This window comes from Priestia iocasae, assembly GCF_016909075.1.
GTDB classification, from domain to species: domain Bacteria; phylum Bacillota; class Bacilli; order Bacillales; family Bacillaceae_H; genus Priestia; species Priestia iocasae.
Genome location: NZ_JAFBFC010000003.1, coordinates 354,446 through 376,626 on the forward strand (window position 1 = coordinate 354,446; position 22,181 = coordinate 376,626).

Annotated in this window: 28 protein-coding genes; 7 read left to right on the plus strand and 21 right to left on the minus strand. The window is 37.5% G+C overall.

What is annotated here, in order from left to right; genetic code table 11:
• Window positions 1–2 precede the first annotated feature (2 nt).
• Window positions 3–176, minus strand: coding sequence for a hypothetical protein (locus tag JOC83_RS09920; RefSeq protein WP_205186706.1), 174 nt, complete (start codon window positions 174–176; stop codon window positions 3–5).
• A 290-nt stretch (window positions 177–466) separates the two neighbouring features.
• The gene (locus tag JOC83_RS09925; RefSeq protein WP_205186707.1) at window positions 467–1,039 is read right to left on the minus strand and encodes a DUF2087 domain-containing protein; all 573 of its coding nucleotides are present in this window, start codon (window positions 1,037–1,039) and stop codon (window positions 467–469) included.
• Window positions 1,040–1,171: 132 nt separating this feature from the next.
• Here JOC83_RS09925 and JOC83_RS09930 point away from each other — a divergent pair, with 132 nt between their 5' ends.
• Window positions 1,172–1,645, plus strand: coding sequence for a hypothetical protein (locus JOC83_RS09930; RefSeq protein ID WP_205186709.1), 474 nt, complete (start codon window positions 1,172–1,174; stop codon window positions 1,643–1,645).
• Window positions 1,646–1,767: 122 nt separating this feature from the next.
• Here JOC83_RS09930 and deoD read toward each other — a convergent pair whose 3' ends face one another.
• Complete coding sequence (gene deoD, locus JOC83_RS09935) at window positions 1,768–2,475, minus strand: purine-nucleoside phosphorylase (RefSeq protein ID WP_205186710.1); 708 nt, start codon at window positions 2,473–2,475, stop codon at window positions 1,768–1,770.
• Between the two features lie 138 nt (window positions 2,476–2,613).
• Window positions 2,614–3,168: a VTT domain-containing protein gene (locus JOC83_RS20190; protein ID WP_205186711.1), complete on the minus strand. Its 555-nt coding sequence runs from the start codon at window positions 3,166–3,168 to the stop codon at window positions 2,614–2,616.
• Window positions 3,169–3,386: 218 nt separating this feature from the next.
• On the opposite strand from JOC83_RS20190, the gene JOC83_RS09945 reads away from it, so the two are divergent.
• Window positions 3,387–3,545: a hypothetical protein gene (locus tag JOC83_RS09945; protein ID WP_205186712.1), complete on the plus strand. Its 159-nt coding sequence runs from the start codon at window positions 3,387–3,389 to the stop codon at window positions 3,543–3,545.
• A gap of 48 nt (window positions 3,546–3,593) precedes the next feature.
• Here the strand turns inward: JOC83_RS09945 and JOC83_RS09950 are convergent, their stop codons facing one another.
• Window positions 3,594–3,917: a YodL domain-containing protein gene (locus JOC83_RS09950; RefSeq protein ID WP_205186713.1), complete on the minus strand. Its 324-nt coding sequence runs from the start codon at window positions 3,915–3,917 to the stop codon at window positions 3,594–3,596.
• 322 nt (window positions 3,918–4,239) lie between these two features.
• Between JOC83_RS09950 and JOC83_RS09955 the strand changes: the two genes are divergently transcribed.
• Window positions 4,240–5,658, plus strand: a complete 1,419-nt coding sequence (locus JOC83_RS09955; protein WP_205186714.1) for an LVIVD repeat-containing protein — start codon at window positions 4,240–4,242, stop codon at window positions 5,656–5,658.
• Window positions 5,659–5,763: 105 nt separating this feature from the next.
• Here the strand turns inward: JOC83_RS09955 and JOC83_RS09960 are convergent, their stop codons facing one another.
• The 6 genes from JOC83_RS09960 to JOC83_RS09985 all read right to left on the minus strand — a co-directional run bounded on the left by JOC83_RS09960 (window position 5,764) and on the right by JOC83_RS09985 (window position 9,034).
• A complete protein-coding gene (locus JOC83_RS09960) occupies window positions 5,764–6,267 on the minus strand; it encodes a hypothetical protein (protein ID WP_205186715.1) in 504 nt (167 codons plus the stop codon).
• A 43-nt stretch (window positions 6,268–6,310) separates the two neighbouring features.
• Window positions 6,311–6,946, minus strand: coding sequence for a phosphatase PAP2 family protein (locus JOC83_RS09965; RefSeq protein WP_205186716.1), 636 nt, complete (start codon window positions 6,944–6,946; stop codon window positions 6,311–6,313).
• An 83-nt stretch (window positions 6,947–7,029) separates the two neighbouring features.
• On the minus strand, window positions 7,030–7,170 hold the full coding sequence (locus JOC83_RS09970; RefSeq protein WP_205186718.1) for a hypothetical protein: 141 nt from the start codon (window positions 7,168–7,170) through the stop codon (window positions 7,030–7,032).
• Between the two features lie 63 nt (window positions 7,171–7,233).
• Window positions 7,234–8,004, minus strand: a complete 771-nt coding sequence (locus tag JOC83_RS09975; protein ID WP_205186719.1) for a sporulation protein — start codon at window positions 8,002–8,004, stop codon at window positions 7,234–7,236.
• Between the two features lie 14 nt (window positions 8,005–8,018).
• Window positions 8,019–8,819 (minus strand): serine/threonine protein kinase, encoded by an 801-nt coding sequence (locus JOC83_RS09980; protein WP_205186720.1) that lies wholly within the window; start codon window positions 8,817–8,819, stop codon window positions 8,019–8,021.
• An 11-nt stretch (window positions 8,820–8,830) separates the two neighbouring features.
• The gene (locus tag JOC83_RS09985; RefSeq protein WP_205186721.1) at window positions 8,831–9,034 is read right to left on the minus strand and encodes a hypothetical protein; all 204 of its coding nucleotides are present in this window, start codon (window positions 9,032–9,034) and stop codon (window positions 8,831–8,833) included.
• 183 nt (window positions 9,035–9,217) lie between these two features.
• Between JOC83_RS09985 and JOC83_RS09990 the strand changes: the two genes are divergently transcribed.
• A complete protein-coding gene (locus tag JOC83_RS09990; protein ID WP_205186722.1) occupies window positions 9,218–10,327 on the plus strand; it encodes a DUF2515 family protein in 1,110 nt (369 codons plus the stop codon).
• 60 nt (window positions 10,328–10,387) lie between these two features.
• Here the strand turns inward: JOC83_RS09990 and JOC83_RS09995 are convergent, their stop codons facing one another.
• The 3 genes from JOC83_RS09995 to JOC83_RS10005 form a co-directional block, all read right to left on the minus strand.
• Window positions 10,388–10,579 carry a YozD family protein gene (locus tag JOC83_RS09995; protein WP_205186723.1) on the minus strand — a complete coding sequence of 64 codons (192 nt, stop codon included), beginning with the start codon at window positions 10,577–10,579 and terminating at the stop codon, window positions 10,388–10,390.
• A gap of 374 nt (window positions 10,580–10,953) precedes the next feature.
• Window positions 10,954–11,643, minus strand: a complete 690-nt coding sequence (locus JOC83_RS10000; protein ID WP_205186724.1) for a hypothetical protein — start codon at window positions 11,641–11,643, stop codon at window positions 10,954–10,956.
• Window positions 11,644–11,866: 223 nt separating this feature from the next.
• The gene (locus JOC83_RS10005) at window positions 11,867–12,082 is read right to left on the minus strand and encodes a YozE family protein (protein ID WP_205186725.1); all 216 of its coding nucleotides are present in this window, start codon (window positions 12,080–12,082) and stop codon (window positions 11,867–11,869) included.
• Window positions 12,083–12,498: 416 nt separating this feature from the next.
• Between JOC83_RS10005 and JOC83_RS10010 the strand changes: the two genes are divergently transcribed.
• The 3 genes from JOC83_RS10010 to JOC83_RS10020 all read left to right on the plus strand — a co-directional run bounded on the left by JOC83_RS10010 (window position 12,499) and on the right by JOC83_RS10020 (window position 15,155).
• Complete coding sequence (locus tag JOC83_RS10010) at window positions 12,499–13,536, plus strand: acyltransferase family protein (RefSeq protein ID WP_205186726.1); 1,038 nt, start codon at window positions 12,499–12,501, stop codon at window positions 13,534–13,536.
• A 267-nt stretch (window positions 13,537–13,803) separates the two neighbouring features.
• Window positions 13,804–14,652, plus strand: a complete 849-nt coding sequence (gene dat / locus JOC83_RS10015; RefSeq protein WP_205186727.1) for a D-amino-acid transaminase — start codon at window positions 13,804–13,806, stop codon at window positions 14,650–14,652.
• Between the two features lie 173 nt (window positions 14,653–14,825).
• Window positions 14,826–15,155, plus strand: a complete 330-nt coding sequence (locus JOC83_RS10020) for a hypothetical protein (protein WP_205186728.1) — start codon at window positions 14,826–14,828, stop codon at window positions 15,153–15,155.
• A 106-nt stretch (window positions 15,156–15,261) separates the two neighbouring features.
• Here JOC83_RS10020 and JOC83_RS10025 read toward each other — a convergent pair whose 3' ends face one another.
• From JOC83_RS10025 to JOC83_RS10055, 7 genes are all read right to left on the minus strand, one after another.
• Window positions 15,262–15,534 carry a YokU family protein gene (locus tag JOC83_RS10025; protein ID WP_338038897.1) on the minus strand — a complete coding sequence of 91 codons (273 nt, stop codon included), beginning with the start codon at window positions 15,532–15,534 and terminating at the stop codon, window positions 15,262–15,264.
• A 13-nt stretch (window positions 15,535–15,547) separates the two neighbouring features.
• The gene (gene kamA, locus JOC83_RS10030; RefSeq protein ID WP_205186731.1) at window positions 15,548–16,963 is read right to left on the minus strand and encodes a lysine 2,3-aminomutase; all 1,416 of its coding nucleotides are present in this window, start codon (window positions 16,961–16,963) and stop codon (window positions 15,548–15,550) included.
• A gap of 133 nt (window positions 16,964–17,096) precedes the next feature.
• Complete coding sequence (gene ablB, locus JOC83_RS10035; RefSeq protein WP_205186733.1) at window positions 17,097–17,966, minus strand: putative beta-lysine N-acetyltransferase; 870 nt, start codon at window positions 17,964–17,966, stop codon at window positions 17,097–17,099.
• Window positions 17,967–18,040: 74 nt separating this feature from the next.
• Window positions 18,041–19,309, minus strand: a complete 1,269-nt coding sequence (locus JOC83_RS10040) for a peptidase (protein WP_205186735.1) — start codon at window positions 19,307–19,309, stop codon at window positions 18,041–18,043.
• A 29-nt stretch (window positions 19,310–19,338) separates the two neighbouring features.
• The gene (locus tag JOC83_RS10045) at window positions 19,339–20,001 is read right to left on the minus strand and encodes a 3-oxoacid CoA-transferase subunit B (protein ID WP_205186737.1); all 663 of its coding nucleotides are present in this window, start codon (window positions 19,999–20,001) and stop codon (window positions 19,339–19,341) included.
• Window positions 19,986–20,678: a CoA transferase subunit A gene (locus JOC83_RS10050; protein WP_205186738.1), complete on the minus strand. Its 693-nt coding sequence runs from the start codon at window positions 20,676–20,678 to the stop codon at window positions 19,986–19,988. The genes JOC83_RS10045 and JOC83_RS10050 overlap by 16 nt, the downstream gene beginning before the upstream one ends.
• Entirely contained in the window at window positions 20,679–22,028 is a 1,350-nt protein-coding gene (locus JOC83_RS10055; RefSeq protein WP_205186739.1) for an aspartate aminotransferase family protein, read from the minus strand. It lies immediately after the preceding gene.
• Window positions 22,029–22,181: the final 153 nt, after the last annotated feature.

The following is a 22,181-nucleotide window of genomic DNA, read 5'->3' on the forward strand; positions in this document are numbered from 1 at the left end:
GCTTATTTATTTGGAGGCATTTCAATATAGTTCATCATTTGTATTGCTGCTCCACTCGCTTGTTGAATACGAGGTGGGTTTTTAATTTCTAACGTTAACATCGCTAACATGAATAATTGAATTAATAATGAAAACATAAGAACAACGAATGTATTTCGTCGTATGTCTATGTCCAACTAAAATCGTTTCTCCTTCTTTTTATCAAAATAGAATGATTATGAAAAACGATTACTTCTACACCACAAATCTTCCCTTCAAAAAGAATATAAAAAGACCCTTACCTAATAAGGCAAAGGTCTGGCTAGACATTCATTAAATGTCAACAAAGCCGATGGAACGCATTCCATGTATTGACGACTTTGTTTCAGGTATTCCCTGACGCTACTCCCCTAAGCGAGTCTGTTTACTTACTTGTTATTATAAAGAGTCTTTATACGTTTTACAAGTATTTTTCACCATCAATCTCTTACTCAATTTTTGCCCATAGCTCTTCTGGATTTACCTCATATACATTGCTGTCTCGATACATCATATTCGCCATAATGAACTCACGGCGAATGGTCGCATAATCATCATGGTATTTTTTTATGTATTCATTTATTTCTTTTTCTTCGTACTTTATTCCTCGCTCAAATCCTTTTATTAAATGGCGAAGAAGCATTAGTTTCTTTTTGCGTTGAGCCGGAATCTGCTTAATCGTTCCATCTTGATTAAGAAAATTTCGAACCACTTCATAATGTGATGAATCCATCTTTTTTTCATCCTCTCTTTCAAAAATAAGTGACAGTAACGCACTTGATCCCCTTCGAATGACGTCTTCATTTATATAGAAGTAAATGGTGTTTTTTTCACGCCTTTGGTAAATGGCACTCACATCTTTTAACTTATTCATATGATGAGTAATCGTTGGAGGCGTCAATCCAAGCTTGCCAGCTAGCGCCTGCCCATGTAAGGGTCCTTTTGCTAGAAGTGATAGTATACGGATACGCGTGGGATCTCCTAACGTCTTATAAAAGCTGACTAATCGATTTAATTGCATATTTCAGCACACCTCATTAGATAATTATCTAATTAGATAATAATAAAAATAGATTTATCTGTCAATTTTTTCTTTTATTCATCTTGTATTACTTTATAATAAAGTAAGAAAATTCTAAAAAGGGAGATATGTATGACTTTACAACAAACAGAACAAATCAATCATCAAAAGTTAGCTGTTACGTACTTTAATGAAACATGGGAATTTTTAGACAAAGACTCTCGTTCCATTGAAGAGATCGAACAAATGATTCATCTTGCTCACGCATCATTCTTTCATTGGAATCAAGTTGAATCATGCACAGATCAAAATCGCTCGATTGGTTACTGGCAGCTATCAAGGGTATATTCCGTAGCAACTATGGCTGATCAAGCCCTTTATTACGCTAACTTGTGTATCGAGATTAGCATAAGAACTCATTTAGAGCCGTTTTATGTTGCATATGCTTATGAGGCACAAGCAAGGGCATACGCACACCTTCAAAAAGATGATTTAGCAAAAGAAGCACTGCATGACGCAACTACCTACATAAAAAAAATTGAAAGCTCAGAAGCTAAAGAACTCGTTCTAAAAGACATAGAAGAAATCGAAGAAAAGTTAAAGTAACCTTTTTAATACCTAAAAAAATCCCTTGGCTATCTATCCAGGTATCATACCGGATGCTATAGACAAGGGATTTTGTCGCTTCTATAAACAGGCTCAATTTGTACACCTGTCGATGAAGGACATTATGATTCTTTAATTGCTGCTTCTAGCGCCACAATAATCATGTCATTAAATGTTGTTTGACGCTCTTCTGCCGTTGTTTCTTCTCCAGTAAAGATGTGGTCACTTACTGTTAAGACAGATAATGCTTTGCGGCCATATTTCGCTGCTAACGTGTATAGAGCCGTTGTTTCCATTTCAACAGCTAGCACACCATGTGCTGCTAATTTTTCAAGTTGAGAGTCATCATTGTAGAATTGATCAGCCGTGAACACATTTCCTACTTTTAGTTGAAGTCCTTTTTCAACACCTGCATCGTAGGCACGTTTTAATAAATCAAAGTCTGCTGTCGGTGCATAATCAATTGCTCCAAATTTTACACGATTCATGTTTGAATCTGTTGATGAAGACATCGCTAAAATAACGTCACGTACCTTTACATCTTTTTGAATCGCTCCACACGTTCCAACGCGAATCAAGTTTTGAACACCGTATTCGTTCATTAATTCATTTACATAAATCGCAATTGACGGTACACCCATTCCTGTTCCTTGAACAGACACACGCTTACCTTTATACGTACCAGTAAACCCTAACATGCCTCGTACTTCGTTATAGCACGTTACATCTTCTAAAAATGTTTCTGCAATATATTTTGCACGAAGTGGATCTCCTGGAAGAAGAATTGTTTCTGCAATCTCACCTTTTTTTGCTCCAATATGTACGCTCATTTTGTCCCTCCTATAAAAGTAAACCTTTCATTAGTATGATAAGTTTTATGATTTTTTAGTAGTAGTATGATGTCTGACTTCTCATGAAAGCGCATCACATCTCTACCCCTTACACTATACCATAATTCAACGAAACAGCTATACTTTTCGTGTTTTCTTTTTATAAACATAGTGACCTAAGAAAATAATTGCTACAATGGTTATCATTCCTTTTCCGATCATACTATTATTCATCACTTCTTGTACTGCGTAGACTTCCAAGAGAACAGCAGGTGCTTTGCCTAATGTGCTAGCAGTAAAAAATAGTCCCATCGATACAGAACTAACAGAGGCGATTGCAGTAACAGCCCCAGAAGGAACAAATGGAAGTAGCCTTAACAAGACAATAAGTTGAAACGCTTCTTTTCCACTTACTTGTTGCAGTCTATTCATCCATTTCGGCTCTTTTTCACGAGTTGATAACCACTTTAATACACCTTTTCGATACAACCAAAATGCAACCAATACACCGAGAGACTCACCAATGAAAGACAAAATCATTCCACCTGTAAATCCATACATATACACATTCGCGGCTGTTAAAAAAGCGCTTGGAATAACGGCCACGATGCTAATTATTACATTAACTAAAATACTGATGACAAACGCAACCTCTTGATACTGTTGAAACCATTCAATAACGATTTGTTGCACAATCCATACATCCTTTGTAAAAACTGGTGTGATGAAAGAAGAAGAAGATGGTGATTCTAATGGAGAAAGAGGTGAAGAACAATGGCGAATCAACAAATGAGCAAAAAGCTCCAACAAGCTGTTCAACACGCAAATGAAACAAACCCAACTTCAAAACGCAGCCTTAAACCTGTTACATCTAAATCTGATAAAAAATTATAAAAGGTTAGGTGATTATTATGGGCAAGAAACATCGAAATCGCATTAATTCACCAAAGAAAAACAATCATATCCCTGCAGAAGCCATCGTTGCTGAACACGAAGCTCATGCAGATGAATATTCGGCAGCAAAGCGCAAAAACGGCCCTGGTCATAATCAAAAAGATTACACTGGGTAACGTCGTAAATGTCCCAAAAGGCATTGTCCATTTTGGGACATTTTTCTGTTATCGCACTTGTATTCGATTAACAGGCTTCCATCCACCTGACCATAATTTATAATAAAATTTCCCTCTCGTTCCTTCATCAATTAAGATAACATCTCCAGTACTAATATACCTTGCTTGAAAATCTTTTGGAAGCGTATCGGCTACATTAAACATTTGAAATATTTTCTGTGCTGCTTCATCATGACTACCAGCTTTTAACGTAAGGCGATAAACCTGCTTATATCCCTTTTCCTCTCCTTTTACTTTTGTTTGCATAATCGTTACATCATACTCTGTACTCCACCTAAACAAACGCTTTATGATCTTCCATATGTTAAACATCCAATAGCCCCCTTCAGTTAACACAAGGATTTTTTAAATATATTAGCGTTTTAAAACAAGATATCCTTTATCAAAACAACACTTATTTTGTCGATTAGGTACTATACTGAATGAAAGATTCTCCACATTCATCTTTTTCGTTACTTTACAACCACAAAAACACTTAAAATAATAAGTCTTAAGATCTATAAAATGAACAAAAAATCGAATAACCTCTTTTGAAAAATAAACCTTTAGTAATGTACTAAAATTTCATTATTTTCTGTATATTTAATGTCTACTGGTTGTTTTTACATAAATTTCTTTTTAAAAAGGAGAGAGTATGTTGAAAAAGAAACTTTTAATGACTGCTGTATTAAGTGGGGCATTGACACTTTCATCTTTTGGTCCATTCAATGTTCTAGCTCATGATGAATTAGGTGATGTCAATGTTGACAAAGGGGATCGTGCTGAATACAACGATTTAGCGGCTGAAGTATTAAGAGGTAGCAAAAATCTAAAATACTGGCATGAAGTCGCAGCACCAGAACCGAACGTCGTACGAGCTGATGGGAAACAAAACTCTTTTGCCGATGTGTATGCTCATAAAGGATTTGCTTACTTAGGTACGCATACAAAGAATGGAGCTAATGGTGGCGTTCGTGTCTATGACTTAAAAGATCCAGCTAATCCAAAAGAAGTAGCGGTATTTGCAAACAACGATATTCCTGGTACGTGGCAAGAAAAAGTAATTGTAAAGTCGATTAATACACCAGATTTTAAAGGTGATTTAGCAGTTGTCAGCGTTCAGCAGACAAATCGTGCAAACCCTGACTCAAAAGGTGGTTTCCTTCTTTATGATGTGACAGACCCATATAACCCTAAAAAATTAGGGTTTTCAGAAGTAACAAAGAAAACAAGAGGAACACATGAGCTTTATTTAACTACTCAAGGTAATCGTGCTATTGTCTTAACCGCTAATCCTTACGCTGATTATTATAGCCATGGTGAAGAGAAAGATTTCCAAATTGTTGATGTATCAAACCCTACTCAGCCTAAAAAGCTATGGGAATTTGACCCTCGCATGCTTCCAGAAGTAGCAGATGATTTTGACGGATACTTTTGGAAATCTCCTGATGGAAAAACGCGCCCCGTGTTTAATCATAGTACAAGGGTGGATGGGGATTATGCTTATATTTCAATGTGGGATTTAGGGACCATTATTTTTGATATTAGCAATCCTGAAAACCCAACGTACTTAGGGCGCACAGATTTCGCTTCTCACCAACAAGGTTCTGCTCACTCATCAGCTGTCGCAAAAGGTGGAAACATCTTAATCGAAACACGTGAAGTATATCAGCCGTTAAAGCCTGGCTATGAAAAAGCATTTGGCTACACGCGTATCTTTGACATTAAAGATAAAAAGAATCCAAAATTACTAAGTGAATTTAAAACAGACTTAACAACTGATATTCCTGACGATGCAACTTCATCTTACAGCACATTCTCAAGAACGGTTCACGACCCAAAAGTACATGGCAACACACTTTACCTTTCTCACTATGCAGGCGGTGTCATTGCTGTTGATATTACAAATCCAGCAAATCCGACTGAAATTGGGAGATATACACCAGAAAAATCAGATGTGTGGGGTGTATTCGTTGACCGAAACTATGTATTAGCTTCTGATATTGGTTCAGGACTAAAAGTTTTACAAAAGAATAATAGCGGTGGAAACGGAAACACAGGCTTACAGCGCTAATAGTTTCAAAAAGCACATATCCATTTATATTACTAAGTTTCAAAAAAATAGTAAGGACTGAGTTGAATGGGACGATTCCACCCCTTTCAACTCAGTCCTTTTCTTTTACGATACAATTTTCCCTTTAACAAGTTGACGCTTTAATTGCTGAACCATATCTTCATATACAAAACGTAAACTTGAATCACAAATCAAATCATATTTTGTACACTTCACAGAAACAAACAATACCTTTGTTTTCGAGCATGTGACGGATAAATCAACCGTAAGCTCTAGCTCTCCATGACGATTCAGCTGATACACACGAGGTCCGCAAAATAAAGATGGCGTTTCAACTGATGTACACTTTTCTTCTTTTAAAATTGTAACCACACATTCTTCTACTACCGATCCTAATGCTTCTGTCATCGCCTCAAGTAATGTCATGTGAGTATGACCATAAAGCAAGGGCAAATCATGAAAAATCGTTCGAATTTGTTCATATGGATGTTTTGTTTGTAGAGACTCTTTATATTGACGAACCTCTACTGAATTACATTGCGACATATATGTATGTAAGCGTTGAAGATACGTTTCACGAAAATACGTAACTTTACTATTCTTACTCAAGTTCTTACTCCTCCTTAACGACACAATGTATATATATCCCGTTTCATCCTCTTTCAACCCCCTTTTTTTTACGTAACATACGCTCCCACAAAATAAACACACTGAACAACCAAACAATCCCTGCTGCAAAGCCCGCTACTACGTCTGTAAAATAATGAACACCTAAATACATGCGGCTAAAGCCAATCATACTGATGAGTACAAGAAGTAATAGGTGTATGACTGTCTTTGCGCGATTTTGTTCAGGTACAAATACATTTATCAACAAGATGAGGCCGCCATAAAAAGCCATTGAATTCATAGCATGTCCACTTGGAAAGCTATAATGACTAGCTTCTATCAGCTGATCGAGCTGTGGACGAGGTCGTTCAAACAAATCTTTTAATAACCAATTTAATGAACGCGAACCAAAATACACGAGCGTAATGAACGCAACTGCAACGGCTTCTCTTTTATATAGCAAATAAATAATGAGCCCGAACCAGATAGGTGCTGTAAGGTACCATGATCCCACTTCTGTAAAAAAAACCATAATGGGTGTGAGCCAAGCTTTCCTCAACTCAAATACCCCTTTTAACACTTGACGATCAAAGACTTCTAACCAAGGGGCTTTATGGATAAATACAATCAGTAAAAAAACAAATAAAGAACTTAAAACTAACATCATCTGCTTTTTCATGTTATACACAACTCTCTATGTAAAAATGAAAACCGCCCCTTTACTTCCTCGCTCACGTATGATGGGAAAGGGGCGATTTACTATTAACCGTTTTTCTTCGGTTGTTTATAATGTTCTTTTTGAGGTGCCTGATTCGCCACAAATTCATTTGAGAACTCAGGTTCCATACGTTTCGACTTAATAATTGCTTTTTGTTCTGCTTGATTACTATGTTTATGCGACATTGTTATGCCCCCTTTCTCACATTCTTACTATGTGAAAAAAGAGCGACGATTATTCGTGGCTACTTAGCTATACTTTGAAATAAGCTGATCTAGAATCGATTTAACATGGGCAGTATCTCGCTCATGAACCGTTGTCTTCACTAACGTTTCATCCATCTCAAGCGCTTCTGCTAAAAAGCCACCTAATCCTCTTGCACGCCTATCGACTTCAATAAGAAGTTCATATTGATCCTGACCATCTGGCTGCACAATCACTTCTACCTCATCAAGCTTACCGAAATACGGCCCTCTTGTTGGAACAAATTCAAACTCCTGTACGAATGGAAGTCTCTTACGCATTCTTCTTGGCGCTTCCTCACATTCGACTTGACGCAAGCGAAACCCTAGTTGTTCCATTGCCGGAATGACAGCTGACACCATTTTATTAGGCAATACGTTTACATAGTCAACATCTTGTGGATCAACCGCATTTTTAATGTCTAACCCTGTCGCTACCCATACACGTGTTTTCCCCATTGTAATCGGCGTGTCTTTTGGAAGCTCAAATGAAAATGGCAGCTGCTTCGTTTCACCTGGAGTAATAACAAAAGGATTCGTAATCTTAAAGTTATTCAACATAACATCTTGCTTTACTTTTTTATCATCTACTTCTCTTACATAGCTTGTAAAGAGCTGTAAATAAATACTATCAATCTCTTGTTCAATATTCCCACCGTATACCTCGACAACACCTTCAATTTTTGAACCAGCCGTTAATTGATCCTTATACAATTTCGTATCAACTTTCGCTGCACCAATTCCAATACGAGCTAATACTTTGTTAAATAAAGCCATTATTCTCCCTCCAACTACTGATCTATTTTCAAATAATCATGCACATCTTGCTTCACTTGCTCAATGGTTTCATACGGCGGATCCAGCTGTAACATTCTGCGAATGATGCTGTTTAAAAAAGGGGATAACCCTAGCTCTTCTTCCCAGCTTCTCTCCTGTTTTGAGGTAGGTTTATAGGAAGAATATAATAGAAACAACAAAAAATGACCAAGGGCATAAATGTCACTTTTAAACGAAACCTCACGCATTCTCTGCTGTTCTTTTATAAGAGGAGCAGCCTCATCCTGATCGCCAATAAATCGAGCTAAACCAAAATCAATGATACAAATCTCATCTTCTACAAATAGCACATTGGGAATTCTCAAATCCCGGTGAACAATACCTTGTTTATGAATATAAGTGACGACCTCTATAACTTGCAACAAAACATATAAGGCTTCGCTTTCGGTATATGTTTTTCCTTCAACAAATATTAAATCTTCAAACGTTTTTCCATTCACATAATCCATGATAATAAATAATCGTCCTTGATCTTGAATCACTTCATGCAAAGTAGGAATTTGTGAATGCTGTATCGCTTGTAACACTTTTACCTCATAATCAAAGGATTGCTTTCCTTGCTTTGTGTGTTGCTTTGTTTTTCGAAGCTGTTTTGCAACCCATTCTTTTTTGTCTTTTGTCGAAACAAGATACGTCATACCATAACTTCCCATTCCAATAGCAGACTTTATTTCATACTGATGTCCAATCTTATCACCTTGCTTTAATGGACGATCAACTACCCATCGATGAATAGATTTCCATAACTGCATCATTTCGTATTGTTTTAACTGCTATAGCTAGAAAAGAAGCTGCTTCGCTTTCGTTTTCCTTTATAATGCTGATAGCCATAGGAACCATGCTTATGAGAGGAACGATGCTTTTTATAGTCACTGCTGCTATAATGACGAGGTCTTCGAAAACGGTCGCTACTACTATAACGACGATGCTTTTTTTGTCCTAATAACGATTCAATAATTTTTTTAATCATTTTTATACACCTTCTTTTCTAAATTCACGTATAAATAGTAACCATGAATATAACTTCATTGTTTCTTGCTCTTCAATCATTTTATCTGCTTGATTGATATATATACGTTTCATTATTTTTTTAGTTTCATCTTTTTTCCCTTCATTCATTTTTTTAAACAAATTTCTTAAACAAGGTGAGAGTATGCTTCCACATATTTTGAAAGATTTATTCAAAAAAGACAAGGTTCAGTCGCAAATAGTGGCTGATGAACCGACCATCTCTTCACTGAAACAAGCTGCATCACATAAGCTAACCATCTCTTCCTCAAAAACAATCACTCTTATTGGTGAGGATGTCGAAGTGATGAAGGACATTCGCGCTCAAACTTTACTCCATAATCGAGACAACCTTTCTCGAACAAATGCATACTTACAATTTTTCAAGCGAAACCCTGAGATTCATTGGGCATTTCTTGCTCACTTAGTGTCTCGAAACGGTGGCTATCACATGACAGACTTAAAAGGTGGTCTTGTCGAACATGTCTTATCGGTGCCAAGGAAGAAATCATACTTTTCCTTTTTAGAGCGAGCGAATGCGCTCATTTTCCATGATGCATATCCACAATTGCTTCTGTACGAGAAAAGCAAGCAACGGAAGAAAAATCTTTTTCATCTTTTGCCTGCTTTTCATGTTTCAGTATTTATGCAAATTATATGGTCGTACTATATGCAAGTGAGAAATGATTCTCTTCTTACCCTTGCGTTAATTATTAATGAACAGCATTACATTGATCAACGAGTCATTCATCATCCTACTTATCAAAAAGACGTAATGGACACATGGCAATTTACCTTGCAAGAGCTACTCGGATTCACGCGTGTTCTTCTTCCTTATTATGATAAACAGAATCTTAAGCTAACTGGTGTAACGGTACAACAATTTGATTCTGTTAATAAACGCATTCATGTTGGAAAGATGCTCTATAGCTTACTTTTTTCACACTCTTCCGTATTTAAAGGTGCAGCTCAATTCGCTAACATGCACACCCACACGGCTTCTCGATCTGATTATGCCCCCGATTTCTTTTCGACTTCCAAAAAGGAAAAGCGGATATATAGTCCGTCACTCCAAACTGCTTGGCCAATCGTTCACCATTCTTTTTTTGATCAACATGATTGGTTTAATCACATCTCCATCATGGATGAATTAAGAAGGATGCCGATGACAAACCTAATTGACCTTACAAATGAATACATGTCTAAATTAACTCCACTTTTACTTTTATCACGAGAAGATAGCGATTTAATGTAAGCTAAACATACAAAACGACGAGGAGGACCTCGTCGTTCTTTACACTATTTTAATTCTTATTTAGTCATAATCGTGATCTACATCAAGATCCACTTCTTCATCAATGATGCATTTTTCAATTAAATAATCAAACGCGATGTCTGCTAGTTCTCCTACTTCATCCTCTGTCGGGGCATATCCCCGCTTTACTAGCTCATTGTAAAAGAACTCCGCTATTTCTTCCGTATCGATTACCACTTCGATTTCTTTCACAATATCACCCCTTTATACACATTTATGTTTATACTGTCCAATCTATGTCTAAAACTTCATAGACACGCTAAGCATATTGTTCTTTCTTATTTCTTCATGTGCAATTTCAACAGGTGCGCGGCTACCTAGATGAACCTTTACATCCATGTTCTACCTTAGACAAAGCTTACGTTGTATTCATTTCAACCTTGTTATCTACGTAAAAATAGTGAGCAATGATTCCACCTTGTCCGATTCAATGGCGAGGAATAGCATGGGAACAACTCAAGACATCCCATGCTGCAGTAAATCTCTACAATTCACATTTTCAACATTTACATAAGCAAGTATTTATCCTTAATACGAAACAAACGATGAAAAACAAGGAGGTGAACTTATAACTTATCAGATGACTGATCAATGATTTTACGCAAATGTTTTAACACTAAATTCATGACTTCTGCATACTCTTCATCTTGAAACAGTTCATATAACACTTTATAATCGTTGTACACATCCAATAATCCATCAATGATTTCATCGCGCTCTTTCATTAAACGTGTTTCCTCTTTTTCATAGCCATTTTGTTTTTTCATCGCAGGTAGCAACTCCGTCTTCTGAATTTCTTTTCCTAAATACAGCATGCTAATACTTTGCATGTAACGCTCTGCTTCTTCATGAGGTGCCATTAAAGTTAGCTCTTCTTCACTCGCTTCAAGCCATTCACCATCTGTTATTCGAGATAACTCATAGACAATATCTTCCCATGCATCTTCTTGATAGCGCCACACTTCTGTGCGAATTCCTATGACTTTAAACAATTCTTTTCCATAATTAAATACTTGAACAATATCGCCGAAAAAGAATTTATATTCAAGATCTACGCGCTCTTGTATTAACACCTGACCGTTATAGTCTTCTAACAGTTGGATTGTATCTTCTAAAAAGAGTCCATCACTATGATTTACTTCGTAGACAAATAGCCCATCCATTACTTTAATATCTGTAATGGTGCCGACGGTCCCATAAATGGTAATAACAATTGTATCTCCTATTTTGTACTTTGGCTTTTTCTTTTCTCCCATCGTCGCACCCCCATTGACATATACACATGTTCGAAAGATACAATATTATATGCAAAACATTTGAAAGCGGTATAGGAACATGAATGAAACCAAGCCCGTTATCACAGTCGTTGACCACAGCTATTAGGCCACAAGTAAATACTTGTGGCCTAAATGATTACTTTATTAGGTTTTAAGTTCAAACAAGGTATTGTTTACGCTAGTCCTATGAAGAAATCTTTTGTTACTGATTACTCTCATATAATTCCCATGCTTGATCAAATACGGACATGCTCTCTAAATAATGACCATTCATTTCAAGATAAGAACTTATTTCATGATAATCTGTTGATGATTTTGGAAAGCCATGATCGTCATATGCATTCCTTGCAAATTCACCAATTGGATCATCTTTATGATTTGAACGATATTTCATCATGTAATGATAAAACGATTTCAACTTACATCCCCCATTTATATTTGTGTTTCTTCCTAACATCTGTATGTTTTTATGTGTTCTATCATAGCGTACCTATTAAAAATACGAAAGAATCAATTCACTTTAGTTTATTTTAACTGAGTCTTTTTGGATTCAGCTTTTTTACTTTATTTTCAAAAAGATTACATTTTCTTTAGTACCGTTGCAAAAAGTAGGTTTTCGTGTTTTAATCACCTATTGTACAGGTTGATTTGAGCATGCTGAATACTTGCTAACAATTTGTACCACACTTTGAATAAGTAAAAATTCTCTACACACAAACTAAGACTTATTCTCCCTCGTCGCAGGAGGGTAGATCTAGGCCCTTTTTCTTATTTTGATGAAAACAATCATTGGGAGGTTTACATTCTACCACTTTGCGGTAATGAATGAATACTATGAGAACACGTAATGCATACTTTGATAACGCCAAATTTATTTTAATCTTTTTAGTTGTATTTGGTCATATGATTTCACCGTACCGAACGGATAGTGATGGGATGTTATCCATTTATCACTTTATTTTTATTTTTCATATGCCCGTATTTATTTTGCTAGCTGGATACTTTTCAAAAAACTTTCATAAAAAAGGCTACTATAAAAAAATATTTACAAAAGTAGCTTTACCGTATTTAGCTTTCCAAACCATTTATACGTTTTATTATGATATCTTATATCAAAATGAGACGTACACGTTACAATACTTGGTACCAAGATGGGCCATGTGGTTTTTACTCAGCTTGATTTTTTGGAAGTTAATGCTACCGTTTTTTGCGAAGTTTCCAATGTGGCTTAGCATGACCTTTGCCATACTTTTAGGTCTAGGAGTTGGGTTTGTGAACATTGACGGCTTTGAAAAATTTTTAAGCATTAGCCGTATGTTTGTTTTCTTTCCGTTTTTCTTACTAGGCTATTATTTATCAAAAATGGAGGAACCTTTTAAAAAGCTGATGACCGTAAAGGGACGATTTGTTTCTGCTACTGTTCTGTTCGTCGCTTTAGTGGGCTCTTATGTCGTCTTAAATGACACGGTCTATACAAGCATGTTATATGGAACGAACACATACGATCAAAGTGGTGAATTTATGATGCGTATCGTTCACTATGCCATTGCTTTTGCCGTATCCTTTGCCTTTATGGCTCTGATTCCGTCCCATGAATTTGCTTTTACAAGTGTAGGCCAACGCTCATTGTATGTTTATTTACTACATGGATTTGTATTGAAGTGGTTTTTCACAACAGAATTTGCAAAAGGTCTAGACAGTACATCATGGGGATTTGTTGTTCTAACGATTCTTTCCATTGTTGTCACGCTTGTATTAGGAAGTAAGTTGGTGGATGTTGTCATCATCGCCACAAAGTTACTCATTAAGTTTATCCTACCGAAAAACAGCTTAACGAAATTAACGATGGTGTTAAAACGAACATTTTCATAAGATACAATTTTTCACACATTGTAAAAAGCCCTTGCGTATTCATGGAGTTCATGAATACGCAAGGGCTTTATTTTGTTATCATTTTTTCATGCTTGCGACTGATACAGACTTTTAAACAAGCTTTGAGTCGTAACACACTCTGAAATCACTACTTCTACGAAAACATATACATTGTATGAACGCCTCCCTCATACTCTATACAAACAAACAATTTCATTTTTCGATCTTTTGTGTTAATTTTGTTTTATAGAAAAAGGAGGAGATTAGATGGAAATCGCATTTTATGGAGATTCGTTTATTGATATTAACGACAAGGTTGTTCCAATTGATGAGCGTGGCCATCAGTTTGGCGATGGTGTGTACGAATATGTGAAAGTGTATAATGGAACACCTTTTTTATTAGACGAACATCTAGAACGGTTAGAAAAGAGTGCACTAAACATTTTGCTTCAACTCCCTTATTCTCGTCAGGAAATCAAAGATTTCATTCAAGAAGGCTTACGTCGATCTGGCCTACAAAATTCAGACATTTACATACAAGTAACCCGTGGTATTTCACCTCGTAATCATTTATTTCCTACAAATGTCCCTGCTCAATTTGCCATGACCATTCGCAGTGGAAAAGTCGTGCCAAATGAACAGCGCAAACAAGGAATTTCCGTTATGATTTTAGAAGACGAGCGCTGGGCGAATTGCTTTATCAAATCACTCAATTTATTACCAAACTTACTCGCAAAACAAAAAGCATTTGAACACGGTCATGGTGAAGCAATTTTGTCTAGAGACGGTTATATTACAGAAGGATCTTCAAGTAACGTGTTTGCTGTTAAAGATGGGGTACTATACACAACTCCTGCAACCAATCGTATTTTACATGGCATTACACGTGCTGCGGTCATTGAATGTGCAAGTAAGCTGAACATTCCATTCAAAGAATACGATATGAGTGAAGACTTCTTACGACATGCAGATGAGGTCTTCATTACAAGCACATCGGTGGAAGTCTTACCTGTCTCAAAAGTTGAAAGTATTACATTACCTGATGAACGTCCAATTACAACGGCACTCGCTCAAGCTTATAGCGAGCTATACGCAACAAACGAAGCACATGCATAAATACTACGTATAAATGAAAAAGCTCATTATCCCCTTCTCTTTACCTGTTAGAGAATAGATATAATGAGCTTTTTTTAATTAATTCGAGTCAAAGATGTAAATGAAAATGAGTTCGTCATTGTATAAAATAGTTGATATAATTGTTCGCAATGAAACTAGAGGAGAAGTGAGCAATGAGTACTAATTTAAAGAATCAAACATTTACAGAAGATGATTTACGACAAATGATAAAGGTGATGCAAAAGCACGTCGGTAAAGAAATAGAAGATCGTGAGGAATTTGAATTTGATGAACTATGGGAAAATGCTTGTGACAAAGAGTATTGGGTCGAGGAAGATTTCTATCCAGAAAAGTCACTCGTTACCTTATTTTTTATTTTTGCAGGTAACGGTGAAGAACCGACATTCTGTGTGGGAGATATTCATGTAGAATATGAAAAAAATCAATCAACTCTTATTGTGAAGTCCATTGGTGCGAATTGTAGCTCTACAACTTTAAACTAATTCATAACACCCTTATCTATCTGTTAAGCTGCATTATGTTCATAAGCAAAGGCTGTTATAAAACCTGCCAAACAGGATGCATGTTTGCTCCTGTTGGCAAAGTTCATTAAAAATTAAAGTAATTTCTCTTCAGCCATCGTGGAACGCTCATAAACTCGTCATAGGTCATGGAAGGTGGAAGTTTTTTCGTATCGATGAGTAAAAGCTGCGTCTCAATTTTCTCAACAATGTCTTCTTCTTGATGTTCCATTCCACATGCAGGACATTTTATACAAGGTACGCTAATGAGTTCAATGCTTCTAGAGCCATCAGGCAATTCCCAGTAAACCTTATTGGTTGCCTCAAATGCACCTTCCTCATCACACCATTCACACTTCACATTGAACGCCTCCTTAAGACGATGTTGACTCATCTTGCGTTGCATCTGTCTTTTTTTGTTGCGCTTGAAATTTCTTTTCTTTTAGTTCATCCCGCTTTTCCCGTTTATCTTTTAGCGTGGCGTGAGATGGATTGTTTTCATATTGCTTACGTCGATTCGCTCGCTTTAGCCCTTCTGGTACCAAATTAAATGCTTCATCACTCATTAAGGATGAAATACCGACATTGGATTTCTTTTGATCAGCATTTGGATAAATACTTTTAAAATAGTCATCTGCTCGCCCTGCGACATACCCTTGTGGCTCTGGATACGTCGTAATGACCCCTTCAAAGTTTCGCAAAACAACTTTATCTGCACTTTGGCTAATGAGATAATTAGGCTGAATGGCAATTTTCCCGCCTCCACCCGGTGCATCAACTACGAATGTAGGCACTGCATATCCGGACGTATGACCACGTAGTCCTTCCATAATTTCTAATCCTTTTGCAACCGGAGCTCTAAAATGACCAATTCCTTCTGATAAATCACATTGGTAAATATAGTAAGGTCTTACCCTAATTTTCACTAAATCATGCATGAGCTTCTTCATGATGGGAACGCTATCATTAATTCCAGCCAAGATGACAGCCTGATTACCAACTGGAACTCCTGCATTTACTAGCATTTCGCACGCTAATTTTGACTCCTCGGTTATTTCAATGGACGTATTAAAATGAGTATTCAACCATACAGGATGGTACTTTTTCAAGATGTTACATAGATTCTCGGTAATTCGTTGTGGAAATACAACTGGAGCTCTTGTACCAATACGGATAATTTCAACATGAGGGATAGCACGTAAGTTTTTTAAAATGTACTCTAGAATATTATCGTTAATTAATAACCCATCTCCACCAGAAATCAACACATCACGTACCTCAGGTGTTTCACTAATATATTGAATGGCTGCATCTAGCTGCTTTTTAGGTACACCCATACCTATTTGCCCCGAAAAGCGACGTCTCGTGCAATAACGACAATACATGGAGCATTGATTCGTTACTAAAAACAACACACGATCTGGATAGCGATGCGTTAATCCTGGAACAGGTGAGTCTTCATCTTCATGAAGTGGATCTTCTAAATCATATTTTGTTTTATGAAGTTCTTCTCCAATTGGAACGGATTGCATACGGACAGGACAGCGTGGATCATCTTCGTTCATTAACCACGCATAGTATGGTGTAATGTTAAGCGGAATCGTTTTCGTTGAAATTTTAACCCCTTCTTCTTCTTCAGGTGTTAAATGAATGACCTTCTTTAAGTCCTCTAACGTACGAATCGTATTAGTCAGCTGCCAAATCCAATCGTTCCATTGATCTTCTGTGACATCTTTCCAAAGGTCTACGTCTTTCCAGTGACGCTTTGGTTGATATAAATCTTGTAGCAAGCAAATCACCCTCCTAAAGATCCCTTTTTACTTTATGCCTAATTCTTTATTATCTGTATATGTGGTAAGCACAAAAATGGTTATTCTTTTAAGGAAGGAAATTGCTCATTCCACGTATTTAATAGATGATGGATTATGTGTTTGTTACTTGAGATAAGTCTTTTACCCATACATTCATGTCTTCTAAATTATCATAGATGTAACAGTTATTTGTAAAACGTCCACAATACGTATAGCCTAGCTGATGAAACGCAGCATTTATCCCAAATGACAATGACCTTGCGATTGTGTACGAGCAAAAAATGCTTTTTTCTTTTAACGCTTCTTCTAATTTTGTTAGCAGGTGCTTCATAAACCCACCTTGACGATGATCTGGAAGTGTTGCGCAGTCGGTTAACTCAGCATTATGATAGGTGTAATTAATATCAGCAGACGCAGCACTTACAATTTCTCCTTCATACTCAATCACATAAAATAAGCCACCTGACTTAAGGAGGTCTTGAAGATACGACACCTCGTATAAAGGAGTGGGGTATATCTGAAAAACAGCCTGATACAACGAAACTAATGCTTGCGCATCGTTTACCGTTGCTTTTCGTAGTGTGTAATTTGAAGAAAGTGGTTCTAACACTTGCCGAGAGGGTAATTGTTGTACGGATGAGACAATTTCATCTTCTTTAATCCATTGATCACTTTTTCTTCTCGTCGCTTCAAAGTATTTGGCCAAGCAATAAGCTGTATGTCCATTGAAATAAGCTGGGATGGTCGTCTCAACCTGAAAACCTTGCTCAATCCAGGCTTCAAGTTGCTCATATCGGACCTTGACAATGACTTTCCCAAACTTTGATTGTCTTACTAATTCCTCTACTTTTGCTTGTGCCTCTTTCACATTTCCTCGGTAATCTTCGACTCGAAGTCGCTGATTGAAATAATCACAAACACCTCGTAAAAAAAATGTTTGTTCACGAATACAAATTTCTTTATACACGGACTCTACATTCATAAAATACCCCTTTCGTTCTCTTTCTAACTGCCGTGTAGGTGGATGGTTAGAGCTCCACCTACACGAACTACTTACTATTCCGATACTCCACACCAATCTAACATCATTAATGCAATAATTTCAGCTGCTTCAAACAATGTATTTAACTCAATATATTCATTCGGAAAATGTGCCATTTCAGTAACACCTGGTCCAAATACAATCGTAGGGATGTGACCGATATTTGTTAACATCCCGCCATCTGTTCCCCAAGGAGAGGCTTCAATAACTGGATCATTCTTTTTAACTTCTTGAAAGCTTTTCGTTAACGTTTGAACCAATTCATGCTCTACATCTAGTTCGCTAGGTAACCAATGTGCGCCAAACCATTCAACTTGAACAGGATATTGTTCAAACCATTGATCCTTTTCTTTAAGCGTACCTATCCATGTTTGAAGCTCTTGTTTTGCATGCGACATTTGTTCTCCAGGTGCAACACCCATTCTCCCTTCAATGATGACTTCATCAGGAACAGATGATGGCCATGAACCTCCTTTAATACTGCCAAGGTTAATGGGAATTGGAATGGGGATATGTTGATAAAGTGGATCATTAATTCTCTCATTTCGTTTTTTTTCTAAGTCGAGTACATGTGTCACCACATTCATCGCTTTTTCAATTGCACTTACTCCTTCGTATCTCGTGCCTCCGTGAGCAGAACGTCCATTGATTGTCAGACGAAACCACATTGAGCCTTGTTGTTTCGGAAAGATTTTCATATTTGTTGGCTCTGGTATGATCGCTCCGTCTGCTTTGTATCCTCGGACAATACAAGCTAGCGTTCCCGCTCCTCCACTTTCTTCTTCAATGACGCTTTGAAAAATAACATCTCCTTTTAATGATATGTTTAACTCTTGAATCGCTTGAATAGCTAACAGCAGTGCGACATTGCCACCTTTCATATCTGTAGCTCCTCGGCCGTATAACTTCCCATCCCTCACAACTGCACTATAAGGGGCTTCGCTCCATTGCGCTAAATCTCCTTCTGGAACGACATCAATATGACCATTTAAGATTAGTGAACGACCTCCGCCTCTCCCCTTTAATACACCAACTACATTCGGACTATCTTCAAAGGATTCTCGCGTTGTTACAAAGGCTTCCTGTTTCCGCAATTCACGCATAGTCGGTTCCCAAATATCAATCTTAAGGCCAATTTGTCTTAACTTTTCTACAACAATGGCTTGTGCATGCTTTTCATTTCCTTGTGTACTTGCTTCTTGAACAAAGCGCTTTAATAACTTAATTCCTTCTTGGCGATTTTCTTGTATCCATGCGCGAATTGATTCTCGAATATCGACCATTCAAACACTCCCTTCGCTTCATTGATTCGTCATGAAATAATCTTTACATCCTCAGCAATGACAACCGCTGCTTCTGTTGATTGCAAGATGTCATCAATGGTGTAAGGAGCCATCATTTCTTTTAATAGTAGTCCGTTTGGTTGAACCTCAAACACAGCTCGATCGGTGATAATGATGTCTACACATTGTTTTGACGTTAGCGGTAAACGACATTCCTTCACAAGCTTTGGTTCACCTGTTTTGCTAGTATGATTCATTAGCACAACAACTTTGTTTACTTTTTGTGCTAACTCCATCGCTCCCCCCATACCAGGTACTCTTTTACCAGGTACAATCCAATTTGCTAAATCGCCTCTTTCACTTACTTCAAGCGCCCCTAACACTGTCATATCTACTTTTCCTCTCCTAATCATCGCAAACGCAGTTGCACTGTCACAATAAGAGGCACCTGTAACGGTTGTAACAGGATAACCAGCTGCATTACAAAGGTTTTCATCCTCATTACCTGCTTCTGGAGAGGGTCCCATGCCAACAATCCCATTTTCCGCATGAAACATTACATACATAGAAGAAGGCAAATAATTTGGAATTAACGATGGAATACCAATCCCTAAATTAACGACCATTCCTTCTTCAATTTCTTGAGCCGCTCGCCTGGCAATTCGATGTCGAATATCTATTCCCAAACCCATTTCCAGTTCACTCCTTTTGATGGCACGATATAATCAACAAAGACACCTGAAGTCATCACTTCTTCAGCATCAATCTCTCCCAAAGGAACCACTTCTTCTACTTCTGCAATTGTAACCGCCCCTGCCATCGCAACAAGGGGATTCGTATTACGTGCGCTTTTATCATAAAGTAAGTTCCCAAATGGATCGCTCTTTTTAGCATAAACAATGGATACATCAGCTGTTAACGCTTCTTCTACTAAATACGGCCTTCCATCTATTTCAATCACTTCTTTGCCTTGATTGACTACCTCCACATCAATACCAATATCGACCAACACGCCACCAAGCCCAACCCCTCCAGCACGAATTCTCTCGGCTAATGTTCCTTGTGGCGAGAACTCTACCTCTAATACCCCTTCTGTCATTAATGACCCTGCAATTGGATTAGAGCCGATATGAGAGGCAATGACTTTTTTAATTCTTCGATTACTCACAAGCTTTCCAACTCCAATGTGAGGAAACCCCGTGTCATTACAAATGAGCGTTAAATGACTAACATCCTTGTCTAGTAATTCATCAATCATAGTAGGAGCCGTTCCTACACCACCAAATCCACCAACCATTACTGACATTCCATCTTTTATATGTGTCACGGCTTCAGAAGCCGATATGATTTTTCCAAATTGATTATTCATTTAATCCCCCTCAGCACTACGCAACTCAGATTCCACTTCTACCATTGTTTGTGTAAACAGATAAAGCAACTCTTCCATTTCATCGTCCGTGATTGTAAAAGGTGGTGCAATCATTACTGCATCTCCATCTATTCCATCTATTCCAGCTTGTGCTGGGTAAAGAAGCAATCCTTTTGATTGAGCTTTTTTCACAATCTGACTCGTAATGTTCATAAGCGGTGAAAATGATTCTTTGCTTTCTTTGTCTTTTACAATCTCAATTCCTATCAATAAGCCTTTCCCTCGCACATCTCCTATTAAGCGACTTTGACTTTGAATATGGTGTAATGCTTTTATTAAATAATCTCCCTTTTTCTTTGCAGCCTTCACTAGCTGATGCTCTTCTATATAATTAATAACGGATAAAGCTGTAGCGGCAGATAATGGATTTGCACTTAACGTGTGACCGCTCATAATGAGTTTAGACCCTCTTAAAATTGGTTCAACGACACTGGCCGTAGCCATTGTGACAGCGATTGGTGTATACCCCGCACTCAGCCCTTTACCAAGCGTAATGATATCAGGCTTCACACTCCAATGTTCATATGCAAACATCTCACCAGTTCGGCCGATGCCTGTCATGACTTCATCTGCTATCCATAAAATATTATACTTATCACATATTTCTCTTATTTCTTCATAGTATCCATCAGGTGGTGTCACAGCTGCACCTGCTGCTCCGATAATTGGTTCTGTAATAAACGCGGCAATGTGATCTGTGCCTATTCGTTTAATGATTCGTTCTAGCTCCTTTGCACATGCAAGCTGACAAGAAGGATAGCTTTTTTGCAATGGACATCTGTAGCAATAAGGAGCAGAAACAGATGGAAACTCTTCTAGTAAAGGAACAAACCGTGACCGCCTTCCCGCATGGCCAGACATGGACAAAGCTCCAAGCGTAATGCCATGGTAGCTCATCCACCTTGATAACACTTTTGTTTTTAAGGGCTGTCCTTGCTCTTGCCAATGCTGAAGAGCTATTTTCATAGCTGTTTCTGTCGCTTCCGTTCCACTATTCACAAAAAAAGCCCATTGAAAGTGATCATGACTAAGCGAGCATAGCTTTTCTGCCAACTCTTCTGCTGGTTCACTCGTAAATTGAGATCGGTATACAAACGCAACCTTTTGTGCTTGTTCCATGATTGCCTCAACAACACCTTGCACCCCATGACCAATACTTGCTGTTACGGCTCCTGATGAAGCATCTAAATATTTGTTGCCATCTTTGTCATATAAATACACACCTTTGCCATGGGAAATCATTGGATAGTGTTGATCTAAAAGTGGCTTAATTAATCGAGATCGTTTCATCCGCCTTCCCCCGTTATATAAAATTAAGAAAGTAGTAGATTATATGAAAAAAAATAACAATACATGCGAAAGGAAAGCACACTTCACCGTAAACAAAAAAAGAACGCCACGTTTTATCCATTTTTGTAATGGACGTCACGTGACGTTCTTTTT

Coding starts and splice junctions, on each gene's coding strand:
- JOC83_RS09925 (WP_205186707.1), bottom strand. CDS start 1,039: ATGCAATTAAATCGATTAGTCAGCTTTTATAAGACGTTAGGAGATCCC.
- JOC83_RS09930 (WP_205186709.1), top strand. CDS start 1,172: ATGACTTTACAACAAACAGAACAAATCAATCATCAAAAGTTAGCTGTT.
- deoD (WP_205186710.1), bottom strand. CDS start 2,475: ATGAGCGTACATATTGGAGCAAAAAAAGGTGAGATTGCAGAAACAATT.
- JOC83_RS09945 (WP_205186712.1), top strand. CDS start 3,387: ATGGGCAAGAAACATCGAAATCGCATTAATTCACCAAAGAAAAACAAT.
- JOC83_RS09950 (WP_205186713.1), bottom strand. CDS start 3,917: ATGTTTAACATATGGAAGATCATAAAGCGTTTGTTTAGGTGGAGTACA.
- JOC83_RS09955 (WP_205186714.1), top strand. CDS start 4,240: ATGTTGAAAAAGAAACTTTTAATGACTGCTGTATTAAGTGGGGCATTG.
- JOC83_RS09965 (WP_205186716.1), bottom strand. CDS start 6,946: ATGAAAAAGCAGATGATGTTAGTTTTAAGTTCTTTATTTGTTTTTTTA.
- JOC83_RS09970 (WP_205186718.1), bottom strand. CDS start 7,170: ATGTCGCATAAACATAGTAATCAAGCAGAACAAAAAGCAATTATTAAG.
- JOC83_RS09975 (WP_205186719.1), bottom strand. CDS start 8,004: ATGGCTTTATTTAACAAAGTATTAGCTCGTATTGGAATTGGTGCAGCG.
- JOC83_RS09980 (WP_205186720.1), bottom strand. CDS start 8,819: ATGATGCAGTTATGGAAATCTATTCATCGATGGGTAGTTGATCGTCCA.
- JOC83_RS09985 (WP_205186721.1), bottom strand. CDS start 9,034: ATGATTAAAAAAATTATTGAATCGTTATTAGGACAAAAAAAGCATCGT.
- JOC83_RS09990 (WP_205186722.1), top strand. CDS start 9,218: ATGCTTCCACATATTTTGAAAGATTTATTCAAAAAAGACAAGGTTCAG.
- JOC83_RS10000 (WP_205186724.1), bottom strand. CDS start 11,643: ATGGGAGAAAAGAAAAAGCCAAAGTACAAAATAGGAGATACAATTGTT.
- JOC83_RS10010 (WP_205186726.1), top strand. CDS start 12,499: ATGAGAACACGTAATGCATACTTTGATAACGCCAAATTTATTTTAATC.
- dat (WP_205186727.1), top strand. CDS start 13,804: ATGGAAATCGCATTTTATGGAGATTCGTTTATTGATATTAACGACAAG.
- JOC83_RS10020 (WP_205186728.1), top strand. CDS start 14,826: ATGAGTACTAATTTAAAGAATCAAACATTTACAGAAGATGATTTACGA.
- ablB (WP_205186733.1), bottom strand. CDS start 17,966: ATGAATGTAGAGTCCGTGTATAAAGAAATTTGTATTCGTGAACAAACA.
- JOC83_RS10040 (WP_205186735.1), bottom strand. CDS start 19,309: ATGGTCGATATTCGAGAATCAATTCGCGCATGGATACAAGAAAATCGC.
- JOC83_RS10045 (WP_205186737.1), bottom strand. CDS start 20,001: ATGGGTTTGGGAATAGATATTCGACATCGAATTGCCAGGCGAGCGGCT.
- JOC83_RS10050 (WP_205186738.1), bottom strand. CDS start 20,678: ATGAATAATCAATTTGGAAAAATCATATCGGCTTCTGAAGCCGTGACA.
- JOC83_RS10055 (WP_205186739.1), bottom strand. CDS start 22,028: ATGAAACGATCTCGATTAATTAAGCCACTTTTAGATCAACACTATCCA.